The sequence below is a fragment of the Neptunomonas phycophila genome, from assembly GCF_001922575.1.
GTDB classification, from domain to species: domain Bacteria; phylum Pseudomonadota; class Gammaproteobacteria; order Pseudomonadales; family Balneatricaceae; genus Neptunomonas; species Neptunomonas phycophila.
Map to the genome: position 1 here is coordinate 1,568,652 of NZ_MRCI01000001.1, position 12,846 is coordinate 1,581,497.

Consider the following 12,846-nt stretch of genomic DNA (forward strand, 5'->3'; position numbering starts at 1 on the left):
CCACTATGTAAGTAGATGAGCGTGATCCAGAGTTAAGCCTGAAGCGGCAGTTGCATATGGAAGGTAGATCCAGACTCCTCATCAGATGTCACAGCCATGTGGCCTTGATGCTGTTCAGTGATGATGTAATACGAAAACGACAAGCGTTGCCCCGCGTCGACACTTTTCTCTGGTTCTTGATTGCTAAAGAAAGGCTCGAACAAATACATTTGCTCTTCGTTAGATAACCCTTTGCCGTTATGCTGAACCTTAATCCATAGGTTACCGTAGCACTCTGCTAGCAATAGCTTAATGGTAGGGATAAACGGCTTATCGCTATCGGTTGTTACCACTTCACTTGCTAGCTTCTCATCTAATGAATGACACGCATTACGTAACAAGCTTAAGAATACCTGCTGCATTTCGGTGATGTAACATGGTGTGAGTGGCAAGTTTTCATCAAAGTGGCGTTCGATTTTGATACGATTAAAAGGCAATCGTTCAGATACAGACAGAATATCTCCAGCCAAACGCAATGTGTTTTCCATCACATCGACCATATTAACCATTTGCTTTTTCTCTTGCCGGCTGCGGGCAAATGCAAGCAAGTTGTTAATAATGGTGTTTACCTGATCGCCTTTTAACGACATCTGATTGGCTATTTCATCTAAGCGCTCAGCACGTTTTGCGTTTTGTTGCGCATCATCAGAATCGGCATTTGCACGCAACGCACGCTGAAAACTTCGAAGATCAAGCAGAATGCCTTGTAAAGGTGTATTGATATCATGCGCCATGGTAGAGGCCATCTCCCCCATAAACGACATCTTGTCGTTATGAATGAGCATATTTTCTGCCATGGTCTCTTTACTTATGTCATCAATCAACAAAACGACACCACCGTCACTGTTTTCACGTAACGGGTAAATTGTGATGTCAAAATGGGACATGCTGCGCAGGCTTTGCTTAATGTGGACTGTGTCTTGGTTTTTAATCGCCTGCTGGATTTGATCAGGAGAAACCGTGGCCGTTGGGTAAGCTTCCCACAATGATTTACCTAAAGCGCGTTCTGCAGAAATTCCTGAGACTTCCTCGGTACGGCGGTTCCAGTGAGTAATACGTCCATCTTTATCTAAACACACTAACATTAGCGGCATCGATGTCAGAATATCGGTGATATACGCTTCCGATGTCATGAGCCGCTTCGTTGTTAATATATGTTGTGCTATTTCTTGCTCTAGTGCTTCGTTACTAGCAAGCAACTTGGTATTTGATTCATTAAGCGTTGCTGTACGCTCTTTAACTCGCACCTCTAAATCATCACGTATAGCATGCAGTTCTCTATGGGCTTTAAACAACCGGCGGCGCGCAATGAAAAGCCCCAAAATTACCAGTGACAACAAAATAATAAGAATGCTGCTTGAGAAGTTAGCAACATACTGCCAATTGGTACGACCATCTTCATATTTAAAGTATGACACTATTGCAGCTTGAGCAAAGCTAGGCAGCAATAACGAAAAAATGACTAAATAACGCAATTAGAATTCCTTAAAATCGACGCTAGACCTGCATAAATAACCCGTTAACAAGGGCTATACACCAATATCTTCGTTCCAGAGCTCAGGCTTATCTGCAATAAATTGTTCCATGATAGAAATGCATTCAGGATCATTTAGCACGGTAACCTGAACTCCACGTTCTTTTAGATAAGCCTCAGGCCCTTGAAAGGTTTTATTCTCACCAACAATGACTTTACCAATACCGTATAACAACACGGTCCCACTACACATATCACATGGAGATAAGGTCGAGTACAGTGTTGCTCGTTTATAGTCTGCGGCTTTTAAACGTCCGGCTTTTTCCAAACAGTCCATTTCCGCGTGCAAAATAGCACTGCCTCGTTGAACCCGCTGGTTATGTCCAGCGGCAACAATTCGATCATCAATAACTAAAACAGAACCTATGGGTATACCACCTGCCGCCAGTCCTTTTTTGGCTTCATCGATTGCGGCTTTCATAAACTGATCCATAGCGTTTCTCCTGATGACAAAAAGAAATAACTGGCTCGTTTCGCATATTGGGAGCAAGTTTCTTAGCGATGTAGTGAAATCAATAGATGTACTCTTACAGGCAGTTAATATATCGATTATCTGTTTAAATTGATAATCTTGAAGGTATTTTTTTGCCTAATATGACTGTTTCCTGAGCTTCTGTGCGGTCTGGCTTGTTACCAAGAGAGCTACGCCCTAGAATAAAGCGATTTTTCATACGAACTGTAAGGGTCTTCACGACATGCGCGCTAGTCAATTTTTAATTGCTACCCTAAAAGAAACACCATCCGATGCTGAAGTTATTAGCCATCAACTCATGCTACGTGCTGGTATGATCCGTAAAGAAGCTTCCGGCCTCTACTCATGGTTGCCCATGGGTTTAAGGACATTGAGAAAGGTTGAGCGAATTGTCCGTGAAGAAATGGAAAATGCTGGCGCTCAAGAAGTATTGATGCCGACAGTACAACCGGCTGAGCTATGGGAAGAATCTGGCCGTTGGGAGCAATACGGACCAGAACTACTGCGCTTGAGCGATCGTCATGGCCGTGCTTTTTGCATGGGGCCTACACACGAAGAAGTCATCACAGACTTGGTGCGTCGCGAGCTGAAAAGTTATAAGCAATTACCGGCAAATTTTTATCAAATTCAGACTAAGTTCCGTGACGAGATTCGACCTCGTTTTGGCGTGATGCGCTCGCGCGAATTTATTATGAAAGACGCCTACTCTTTCCATGCTGATCGTGAGTCTCTGCAAAATACTTATGAGATTATGCATCAAGCTTATACGAACATTTTTACGCGACTTGGCTTAGACTTCCGTCCGGTTTTAGCAGATACAGGATCGATTGGTGGCAGCAGCTCTCATGAGTTCCATGTGTTAGCTGATTCTGGTGAGGACGACATCGCGTTTTCTGATAGCAGTGACTATGCAGCCAATGTTGAGCTAGCTGAAGCACTATCACCTGCTGGTGAGCGCGCTGAGCCAACTATGGAAATGACGTTAGTTGATACACCCAACGCAAAAACTATTGCACAGTTGGTTGAGCAGCATAACCTAGCGATCGAGAAGACAGTTAAAACGTTGATCGTAGCTGCCTCTGAAGAGTCTGATCACTCATTTATTGCTTTACTGGTGCGTGGTGATCATGAGCTTAACGAAATTAAAGCTGAGAAACTGCCAGAAGTAGAGTCTCCTTTGCGCATGGCTACAGAAGAAGAAATCCGCGGCTTTATGGATGCAGGGCCAGGCTCAATCGGTCCCGTTAATCTAACAATTCCGTGTGTTATCGATCGTGCTGTTGAAAAAATGTCAGACTTTGGTGCTGGAGCGAATATCGAAGGGAAGCACTTTTTCGGTATTAACTGGGATCGTGATATGCCAACACCAAAAGTCGCTGATCTACGCAATGTTGTGGAAGGCGATCCAAGCCCATGTGGTCAAGGCACGTTACAAATTAAACGTGGTATTGAAGTGGGCCATATTTTCCAATTAGGCACTAAGTATTCAGAAGCGATGAACGCAACCGTCTTAGATGTGAATGGTAAAGCTGTCGCTATGGATATGGGCTGCTACGGCATCGGTGTTACGCGTGTTGTAGCGGCGGCTATCGAACAAAACCATGACGAAAACGGTATTATTTGGCCGGCTTCGCTGGCTCCATTTCAGGTCGCCCTCATCCCTTTAAATTATGATAAATCTGAAGAAGTTCAACAGGTTGCAGACGCCATTTATAGTGATTTAAAAGCGGCAGGCATCGAAGTTATCATGGATGACCGTAAAGAGCGGCCCGGTGTTAAATTTGCTGACGCTGAGCTAATGGGTATTCCTCATCGCCTCGTCATTTCTGATCGCGGTATTAAAGCCGGTGCTTACGAATATAAAGGCCGTCGCGATGATGATAAGCAAGATGTGAACGCAGAAGGCGTTATTGAGTTTCTTAAAGCTCAGCTTTAATTGGTAAAGATAGGCTCAATAAAAAAGCGGTTACTATTACTAGTAGCCGCTTTTTTTATAGTGTCGTTATGGAAAATTCTCTTTGCTTAATTAAGCCAATCAATTAACTGGCAGGATCTTTAAACAAAAGGTCCAGTGATACGTCCAGCTCACCCTTTTGAATCTTTTTCACTCTGTCTAAGTGGGTATCCAACGCTATAGGCCAGCCTTTATTCATTATTGCATTGTTCATTGGACTAGGCAGTGGCCAAGGTAAACGATCGCATAATTCACTCAGAGTCAGTGTACTTAGGTCTCGACTTAATAAATATTCGCCCTGATCTGCACGGCGTATAATTTTCTGCTCCATCAGGATCTGCACATAGCTATCCCAGCCACTTTGATCTAAGCCTGGAACATTTTGTAATAGCTCATCATCCGATAAAGTTGTCCCACTTTGCTGTGCAACCCATAGGGCATGTAACACTCCCATGATTGTATGTAAGTGGGAAAACTCGCGCGTGCGGTCTAGCGTTTTATAGACAGTAAGGGCTCGTGTTAACTCAGCGCCCAAGAGGATGATGACCCAACTAATGAATATCCAAACAAGAAACAAAGGTACAGCTGCAAAAGCACCGTAGATCAGTTCATATGATGGAAACTGCGTAGCATAGAAAGCAAAGCCACGTTTAGCCGACTCAAATAAGATGGCTACAACCACACCGCCAATAAATGCATTACGAATCGGCACTTTACAGTTTGGGACCGCGACATACAGCAAGGTAAAAGCGACAGATGACAAAATAACAGGCAAAAACAAGAGCAATCTGCCCTTTCCTACCAGCTCTGTTGCGTCAGATATAAAAGGAAGACTGGCTATATAAGAGGTAACTATTAACCCTAGACCAATTAGAATAGGCCCTAAACTTAGCACCGCCCAATATAGCAGAAAACTAGAAACGCCTTTTCGTTGATCACTCACACGCCAAATTCGGTTAAATGCTACCTCTATATTGCGCATCATCATGATGGAAGTCACCGCAAGAAAGCCGACACCAACCCCGGTTAGGCTCTTAGCCTGACCTGTAAATTCTCGTAGGTATTCTTGCATCACCTCCCCTGTGGTGGGGACAAAATTTGCAAAGATCCATCCTTGTATTTCATCTCCATAACCATTGATGGAAGGGATGGCCGAGATCATGACATAAGTGACCGTCATTAAAGGCACTACAGCAAATAATGTGGTGTATGTCAGTGCCGAGGCATTAATTATCCCACCATTGTTAATAAACTGTTTAATGAGATACCGGACAAAACCGACAAAGGTTGAATCCAAAATTGCTTTCATGAAGAGAAATTCCTTTCTGTAACTTTGTTGCACAGAGCTTGGCATATACAATACCAGCTTTGCAGCTTCGCTATTCTTTTACAACCCATGCATTAGAATCAGTGCTTTAGAATCGTCTGACAAGGAATTGATATGAGCCAAGTAACTATTTTCCATAACCCACGTTGTTCTAAATCTCGTGAAACACTCGCACTGTTGACTGATAAAGGTATCGAACCAACTATCGTTGAATACCTAAAAAATGTACCGAGTAAGGATGAGCTGAAGGCCGTCATATCTGCATTACAGATAAGCCCACGTGACTTGCTGCGCAAAAAAGAAGCCGAATATAAAACAGCTGGCGCTGATGACCTTTCCTTAAGCGACGAAGCCATTATCGATATTATGCTTGCTAACCCAAAACTCATAGAACGCCCTATTGTAGTAACCGGAAATAAAGCTCGCATTGGCCGCCCTCCTGAATCAGTACTTGAGATTCTATAATGAGCGCCCCTTATATATTAGTGCTTTATTACAGTAGTCACGGTTCTACAGCAAACATGGCTAAGCACATCGCCCGTGGTGTTGAGCAATGCGGCATAGAGGCACGGATACGCACAGTGCCGCCGGTTTCAAGCGTATGTGAAGCAACGGCTCCGACAATTCCTAATGATGGCGATATTTATTGCACAGAAGCAGACCTTCGGGATTGCGCAGGCTTAGCGCTCGGTAGCCCTACACGTTTCGGTAATATGGCAGCAGCGCTCAAGTATTTTATCGACTCAACTAGCAGCTTGTGGATGTCTGGTGCGTTGATTGGTAAACCCGCGACCGTCTTTAGCTCCACGTCCAGCCTACATGGCGGGCAAGAAACCACATTGCTTAGTATGATGTTACCGCTTATGCACCATGGAATGGTCATTGCCGGTATTCCTTATAGCGAAACCGCTTTACTTACCACCCAAAGCGGAGGCACTCCCTATGGTGCAACGCATGTAGCAGGTCAGGATAGTAAACGTGCCTTGGACTCAGACGAAACTTCACTGTGCCAAGCTCAAGGTAAGCATTTGGCGAGCATCGCCGTTAAATTGGGAGCTAGTCAATGAGCACTTTACAGACCAAGGTTCGGTTAACACGCTTTCTCACTGTGTCGTGTTATGCGGGGCTGCTGATACTCTTTACTGCATGGTATGTCTTTATTCACCCTGTTGATACGGCCAACCCTTGGGTAATTTGGCTGATTCATTTTCTCCCCTTGGCCTGCTTTTTCCCTAGTATTAAAAGCGGTAATCCTCGCAGCCACGCGTGGTTGTGCTTTATGTTATTACTGTATTTTAATGAAGCCGTATTAGCCGCAGCAACCAACCCCGAAACAAGAGTATTCGGTTTGATTTACGCTTTGCTTGTGGTTGTATTATTCACAGCTGCGATGATGTACGCGCGCTGGGCTAGCCAATTAGCTCGCCAAAACCTTCCTGCCCAATAAAGGACTAGCATTGACATGTTTGATGTATCAAGAATACGCCGAGATTTCCCAATACTGTCATCACGTGTCAACGGGAAACCACTGGTCTATCTTGATAACGCCGCCACAACACATAAGCCTCGTGTTGTTATGGACAGTGTTGCTCGTTTTTATAAACTGCAAAATAGTAACGTACACCGTGGCTCACATACCTTGTCCAATGCCGCAACCACAGAATTTGAGAACGCTAGGAAAATAGCCGCTAGCTTTATTGGTTCTCCCGATCCTGCCCATGTTATTTGGACAAAGGGGGCTACGGAAGCGGCTAACCTATTAGCTTATTCGTTAGGTGATCTGTTAATTAAACCAGAAGATGTGATTCTGGTATCGACGATGGAGCATCACGCTAACCTTGTACCTTGGCAGCAGACCGCTCTGCGCAAGGGAGCTACCCTTATTCCTGTCCCGCTAACAGATGAACAAACGCTAGACATATCTGCTTATGAGTCCCTATTAAAAAAGCATCGCCCTAAAATTGTTGCATTAACTCACGTATCAAATGCACTAGGGGTCATCAATCCTGTCGAGCAATGTTGTCATTTGGCTAAACAATATCATGCAACAACCGTTATTGACGGCTCTCAAGCTATTGCCCACCTCTCGGTGGATGTTAAGCAATTAGGATGTGATTTTTACTTTTTTTCAGGGCACAAATGTTATGCACCCGGTGGTGTTGGTGTGCTTTGGGGCAAAGAAGACTTACTAAAAGCCATGCCGGTGTGGCAATGTGGCGGAGAAATGATCAAGCACGTCAGTTTTGATCACACCGAGTTTAATGACCTTCCCTTTAAGTTTGAAGCGGGAACTCCTCCAATAGCGAGTGTATTGGGTTTAGCGGCTGCGCTTGAGTACTTATCAACGCTAGATAGACAAGCCGTGCAGGCGCATGAATCGGCACTGCGTCGGTTTGTTGTCGACTCCCTACAACAATACCCGGCTATCAAGGTATATGCCCCATTTGCAGAGAACGTAGGCATTGTTTCGCTTAGCATCAGCGGGCTGCATCATCAGGATGCCGCTTTTCTATTAGATGAACACGGCATAGCGGTCAGGACTGGACACCATTGTGCCATGCCGCTAATGGAGTCTCTTTCAATTCAAGGTACTTTGCGCGCTTCTTTTGCCTTATACAATACACGAGAGGAAGCCGAAACATTTGTCGCACATATTATCGATTTATTGTCTTCTAAAATGGCAAGTAACCAACCGATTAAACCAAACAGTGACCAAACAATTGAAGCCACCTTACCGGCCATTAGCTTCCCTGACGCCAACCAGCTAGTTGAACTCGATCAACGTATTGCAGCTGAGGCACAGCAAAATAAGCTAGCTCTCTTGCTATCCCAAGCTGATCACCCAAGCCTGTTACCCCAATCATACCATTATGACCAAAACCGCATTAGCGGATGTGAGTCTGATGTTTGGCTGGTTTGCCAGAAGCTTGAGGTTCATGGAGAGCTTTTTTTTAACTTTGCGGTCAACTCTAATGCCAAAATTATGCAAGGCTTATCGCTATGGGTTTTAAGCTTTCTACAAGGTAAGACCGCTTCAGAGATTCAATGCTTCGATGTTACGGAGGCCCTGCATTCTCGGGGCTTGCACCGATTTATCAGCCCTTCCCGCACTAACGGATTGCACGCGATTGTCGAGACAATTAAAGCGTACACTCGCTAGTAACTACCTCCCCAGGGCCTGGCGAACAACAAATTAGAAGGCTGCAATCGCTTGATCTTTAAGCCTCAATAGTCGAAGATTCGATATATCTAGAATATTCAATATTCGTGTATAGCAGCCCCTTTTCATATGCGAAACAGATTCGGCCCTCGTCTTTACTTGCCGATCAACTCTAGAATATTCACTCTTTGCGTTTCAAAGCGCATTTATTTTCGACCAAACAAGCGATGACCACATGAACTTAAATGACGTCAGCCTATTTATACGGATTGTTGAAACCGGCAGCTTTACTTCTGCTGCTGAAAGTCTTGGAATACAAAAATCAACGATCAGCCGTCGTATCGCCCAGTTAGAAGATGATTTAGGCGTCCGGTTGCTGCAACGAACCACGCGCAAGCTCAAGCTTACTGATGATGGTGAAGAGCTGTTCTCTCGTTGCCAGCCCTTAATTAATGAGTTAGAAACGGCCCGCGATCAATTATCAGCCACACAAGAAGATCCACGTGGCCGCTTACGCATTACAATGCCTTCTGAGTTAGGCGTATTCATGATGAATGATGTCGTCTCTACTTTTATGCAGCGTTACCCAAAAATCAATCTAGAAGTTGAGCTCAGTACCCGCCTAGTAGACTTAATTGAAGAAGGCGTCGATTTAGCGATACGCGTAGGTGAACTAGCCGACTCAAGCCTTATTGCACGTCGTGTAGCACATGTGTCCCGTGCGCTCTATGCGTCTCCTGATTATCTCAAGCGTATGGGCACTCCAAAAACGCCAGATGATTTAGAAAAGTACGAGTGCTTCGGGCAACTTAAAGCTCATGAATATTGGGAATTTGAAGGCTGGCCAACGGCGGTAGAAGTCAAAGGGCACTTAAAAGTAAACAGCATCGCCTTTGCAAAAGAAATGGTGATGCAAGGGCACGGTATTGCCCGCTTACCCCGCGTATATTGCCGTAACTGCGTACAAGCTGGTGAATTGGTAGAAATTTTAACGGATTATAAGTGCCCTCTTATAGAGATTAATGCAATTTACCCAAGCCGCCGTCATTTAAACCCCAAAGTAAGGTTGTTTATTGATCATATGATGGAAATGATCGTTGACCATCCTTGGGTAACTGAAATGATGATTACACCGGCTTCAGAATTACCAGGGCAAAGCCCGGAGACCACGCTAGAACATCATTAAGCGAAGTGTATCGACTAAAGAATAAGCCTTGCAAAACAGGACAGTCCGTTCCTTTCGCTATTACTATCAAATAGTCATCGAGCTTGTTATAACCTTAACCTTGCTCTTTGCCTATTTGATAGCCTCATGACAAACAATAATAAAATACAGCATCAGAAATATTACGTCTTAGCCGCCGGTGTTATCAGCTTAGTTGTGTTACTCGGTATCGCTCGGTTTGCTTACACCCCGCTTATTCCAGTAATGATTAGTGCCTCTGTCATGTCTGATATCAGTGCCGGGTGGCTCGCTACTATAAACTATGCCGGTTATTTATGTGGAGCAGTGTTAGCTGCCACAATCGGCGATCTAATGCTCAAGGACAAGCTATATCGGGCAGGTCTGATAACAGCGATTATCACCACTCTCGCAATGGCATTCACCGACAATGTATATTTGTGGGCTTTTTTGCGCTTTATGTCAGGGTTAAGCAGTGCGGCAGGCCTCTTAATTGGATCAGGTTTAGTGCTTAATTGGTTGATTAGAAACAACTACCGAAGCGAGCTTGGTATCCACTTTATGGGGATGGGCTTAGGCATTGTGTTTACCGCTATCGCCTGCGAATTGATGGTTAACCAACTAACATGGTCAACACAATGGATAGTGCTAGGCGTATGTGCGGCCTTATTAAGTATCCCTGCTTGGCGATGGCTACCTCGACCACATAATGGCACTGTGCATAGCTCCGGTCAGGTGTTAAAAGACAAACCTCCAAGCGCACGCTTTTTTTGGTTGATGGTCATGTCATATTTTTGCGCAGGATTTGGCTATGTTATCAGTGCGACTTTTACTGTTGCCATGGTTGAGCGTCTACCTGGGTTAGCGGGTGAAGGCCAGCTAGTGTGGTTACTGCTAGGGCTTACCGCAATACCTGCTGTCATTTATTGGGATAAACTAGCCCGACGAATAGGCACCTTATACACCTTATTGATTTGCTACTTAATACATATCATTGGCATAGTATTACCCTTATTTTCGCAGACTCTGACAGCAGCTATTGTTAGCGGCATGCTTTATGGCGCAACCTTTATTGGTATCGTTGGTTTAGTCCTCACTATGGCTGGACGCTTTTATCCGACTAAGCCTGCTAAGTTAATGGGTAAATTAACACTTTCTTATGGTGTTGCTCAGATTATAGCCCCTGCCATTGCGGGCTATATGGCGGCCCAAACAGGCCAGTACAGCGCCGCACTCTTTATGGCAGCAATTATGATGGTGCTGGGTACTATTTTATTACTAATTCTCATCTATACAGAGCGTCATGATCTAAAGGCACTAGACGCTTAATCGCAGGCTTTATAATTACTAAGGAATGTTCATGTCGAATCAATCGACACACGTAAGCTATGGAAGTTGGGTTCTTTTGCTGGCATTAGCCTTAATATGGGGAACCTCTTTTCTTTTTACCTCTATTGGTTTAGAAACATTCTCACCACTTTTTATCACATTTTTTAGGTTGGTATGTGGTGCCGCTGTATTAACCTGCTTGGTCTATATTAAACATTTACGCTTGCCCTTTACGTTAAAAGATTGGGGAACGTTCTTTGTGTTGGGGTTAGTGGGTAATGCAGCCCCCTTCTTTTTAATTGCGTGGGGCCAACAAAGCGTGCCTTCGGGGCTAGCCGGCGTTTTAATGGCTATCATGCCCATTATGACTATGCTGATCGCTCATTTTACCGTTGTAGGCGAAACGCTAAGCCGCTATAAGTTGGCTGGCGCCGCAACGGCCTTCATAGGTGTCGCTATTCTTTTAAATCCGTCCTTAGCTAATACCGGACTACTCGTACATCAACTCTGTATTTTAGCTGCTGCTAGTTGTTATGCACTGAATGCCGTGTTGGTAAGACGATTATCTAAACATCACCCTATGGTTGGTGGCGCTGGCATGCTCATCGCTTCCAGTTTAATTGCATTTCCCTTCTTCATTAGCCAGGGTTTAGATCAGCTTTCTATGGCGAACCTAATGACCGCGAGTTTTTTGAGCATTTTATGGCTGGGGGCTTTATCGACAGGGGTTGCATCGCTCATTTATTTTAATATTATCCAGAAAGCCGGTCCTAGCTTTCTTGCCAATATGAACTTTATGGTACCTGTTGTGGCCTATGTACTGGGCGTTACCATTCTAGGAGAGAGCGCAACAGCAATCTCTTTAGTGGCGATTGGTATTATTTTTAGTGGCGTGGCGCTCACTCGATATAAAGCGAAGTAGGCATACCGTATTTATATACGATATGCTCCCTACTTAAATTCAAGGACGAGCTTAATGGATACCCATACACTCACTGCTTTTCTGGCTGTAGCAGACACTCAATCTTTCTCCCAAGCCGCCGAACAACTTTTTATTACTCAGTCGGCCGTGAGTAAGCGCATTGCTTTATTAGAGGAGCAGTTAAATCAACGACTATTTGACCGAATCGGCCGCAAAGTTTCTTTAACAGAAGCGGGTGATGCACTATTACCACGAGCCAAAAATATTTTAAATGAAATAAAAGATGCCACCCGAGCCATGGGTAATTTATCCGGCGAAGTCAGTGGAATCTTGTCTTTGGCCGCTAGCCATCACATTAGCCTGCACCGGTTACCGCCTATATTACGGGCTTTTACACGCCGATACCCTCAAGTCACGCTAGATCTGCGCTTTCATGAATCAGAAATAGCGTATAACGGCGTGCAACATGGGGATCTTGAGCTGGCTCTAATCACACTATCCCCTCACCCCGATCCTATGATCTGTTCATATCCCATTTGGGAAGATAGGTTACAATACGTCGTTGCTAAAGATCATCCCTTGGCAAAAAAGCCACAAGTCAGCTTAAGTGAGCTAACTGGCCATGCGGCGATATTGCCATCGGAAAGTACTTTTACACATCAAATTGTAGCGGATCAGTTTCAGCGCAATGACCTAGCACTCAATGTGATGATGTCGACCAATTACCTAGACACCATCCGAATGATGGTCAGTATTGGCCTAGGTTGGAGCTTATTGCCAGAAACGATGATTGACGAATCATTAACCATATTACACCCCAACGCTGAACCTATTGTTCGGGAACTGGGCTATATTTATCATAGAGATCGCACGTTATCGAATGCTGCAAGCGCGCTTGTTAGTATGCTGACGAACACCGAGTAGAA

Annotated in this window: 12 protein-coding genes; 9 read left to right on the forward strand and 3 right to left on the reverse strand. The window is 44.6% G+C overall.

All coding sequences use genetic code 11. The annotated features are described in order from the left end of the window. Positions 1-32 precede the first annotated feature (32 nt). Together BS617_RS07175 and BS617_RS07180 are read right to left on the reverse strand one after the other, a co-directional pair. Positions 33-1,514 carry a two-component system sensor histidine kinase NtrB gene (locus tag BS617_RS07175; protein ID WP_075172161.1) on the reverse strand — a complete coding sequence of 494 codons (1,482 nt, stop codon included), beginning with the start codon at positions 1,512-1,514 and terminating at the stop codon, positions 33-35. Positions 1,515-1,568: 54 nt separating this feature from the next. Continuing rightward, a complete protein-coding gene (locus BS617_RS07180; RefSeq protein ID WP_075172162.1) occupies positions 1,569-2,006 on the reverse strand; it encodes a nucleoside deaminase in 438 nt (145 codons plus the stop codon). A gap of 262 nt (positions 2,007-2,268) precedes the next feature. On the opposite strand from BS617_RS07180, the gene BS617_RS07185 reads away from it, so the two are divergent. Then, positions 2,269-3,981, forward strand: a complete 1,713-nt coding sequence (locus tag BS617_RS07185) for a proline--tRNA ligase (protein WP_075172163.1) — start codon at positions 2,269-2,271, stop codon at positions 3,979-3,981. A gap of 103 nt (positions 3,982-4,084) precedes the next feature. Here BS617_RS07185 and BS617_RS07190 read toward each other — a convergent pair whose 3' ends face one another. Beyond that, positions 4,085-5,308 (reverse strand): YihY family inner membrane protein, encoded by a 1,224-nt coding sequence (locus tag BS617_RS07190; RefSeq protein WP_075172164.1) that lies wholly within the window; start codon positions 5,306-5,308, stop codon positions 4,085-4,087. Between the two features lie 132 nt (positions 5,309-5,440). Here BS617_RS07190 and arsC point away from each other — a divergent pair, with 132 nt between their 5' ends. From arsC to BS617_RS07230, 8 genes are all read left to right on the forward strand, one after another. Continuing rightward, on the forward strand, positions 5,441-5,791 hold the full coding sequence (arsC, locus tag BS617_RS07195) for an arsenate reductase (glutaredoxin) (RefSeq protein ID WP_075172165.1): 351 nt from the start codon (positions 5,441-5,443) through the stop codon (positions 5,789-5,791). Further along, positions 5,791-6,393 (forward strand): NAD(P)H:quinone oxidoreductase, encoded by a 603-nt coding sequence (gene wrbA / locus BS617_RS07200; protein ID WP_075172166.1) that lies wholly within the window; start codon positions 5,791-5,793, stop codon positions 6,391-6,393. The genes arsC and wrbA overlap by 1 nt, the downstream gene beginning before the upstream one ends. Further along, on the forward strand, positions 6,390-6,773 hold the full coding sequence (locus BS617_RS07205; protein WP_075172167.1) for a DUF2069 domain-containing protein: 384 nt from the start codon (positions 6,390-6,392) through the stop codon (positions 6,771-6,773). Before wrbA ends, BS617_RS07205 begins: the two co-directional genes overlap by 4 nt. Before the next feature lie 15 nt (positions 6,774-6,788). Next, positions 6,789-8,486, forward strand: coding sequence for a SufS family cysteine desulfurase (locus BS617_RS07210; RefSeq protein WP_075172168.1), 1,698 nt, complete (start codon positions 6,789-6,791; stop codon positions 8,484-8,486). 235 nt (positions 8,487-8,721) lie between these two features. Then, positions 8,722-9,672, forward strand: coding sequence for a LysR family transcriptional regulator (locus BS617_RS07215; protein ID WP_075172169.1), 951 nt, complete (start codon positions 8,722-8,724; stop codon positions 9,670-9,672). Positions 9,673-9,798: 126 nt separating this feature from the next. Further along, complete coding sequence (locus BS617_RS07220) at positions 9,799-10,998, forward strand: YbfB/YjiJ family MFS transporter (RefSeq protein ID WP_075172170.1); 1,200 nt, start codon at positions 9,799-9,801, stop codon at positions 10,996-10,998. A 31-nt stretch (positions 10,999-11,029) separates the two neighbouring features. After that, positions 11,030-11,920, forward strand: a complete 891-nt coding sequence (locus tag BS617_RS07225; RefSeq protein WP_075172171.1) for a DMT family transporter — start codon at positions 11,030-11,032, stop codon at positions 11,918-11,920. 54 nt (positions 11,921-11,974) lie between these two features. Next, complete coding sequence (locus tag BS617_RS07230) at positions 11,975-12,844, forward strand: LysR family transcriptional regulator (protein WP_075172172.1); 870 nt, start codon at positions 11,975-11,977, stop codon at positions 12,842-12,844. The last annotated feature ends 2 nt before the right edge of the window (positions 12,845-12,846 follow it).

Coding starts and splice junctions, on each gene's coding strand:
- BS617_RS07215 (WP_075172169.1), top strand. CDS start 8,722: ATGAACTTAAATGACGTCAGCCTATTTATACGGATTGTTGAAACCGGC.
- wrbA (WP_075172166.1), top strand. CDS start 5,791: ATGAGCGCCCCTTATATATTAGTGCTTTATTACAGTAGTCACGGTTCT.
- BS617_RS07205 (WP_075172167.1), top strand. CDS start 6,390: ATGAGCACTTTACAGACCAAGGTTCGGTTAACACGCTTTCTCACTGTG.
- BS617_RS07220 (WP_075172170.1), top strand. CDS start 9,799: ATGACAAACAATAATAAAATACAGCATCAGAAATATTACGTCTTAGCC.
- BS617_RS07180 (WP_075172162.1), bottom strand. CDS start 2,006: ATGGATCAGTTTATGAAAGCCGCAATCGATGAAGCCAAAAAAGGACTG.
- BS617_RS07230 (WP_075172172.1), top strand. CDS start 11,975: ATGGATACCCATACACTCACTGCTTTTCTGGCTGTAGCAGACACTCAA.
- BS617_RS07225 (WP_075172171.1), top strand. CDS start 11,030: ATGTCGAATCAATCGACACACGTAAGCTATGGAAGTTGGGTTCTTTTG.
- arsC (WP_075172165.1), top strand. CDS start 5,441: ATGAGCCAAGTAACTATTTTCCATAACCCACGTTGTTCTAAATCTCGT.
- BS617_RS07190 (WP_075172164.1), bottom strand. CDS start 5,308: ATGAAAGCAATTTTGGATTCAACCTTTGTCGGTTTTGTCCGGTATCTC.
- BS617_RS07210 (WP_075172168.1), top strand. CDS start 6,789: ATGTTTGATGTATCAAGAATACGCCGAGATTTCCCAATACTGTCATCA.
- BS617_RS07185 (WP_075172163.1), top strand. CDS start 2,269: ATGCGCGCTAGTCAATTTTTAATTGCTACCCTAAAAGAAACACCATCC.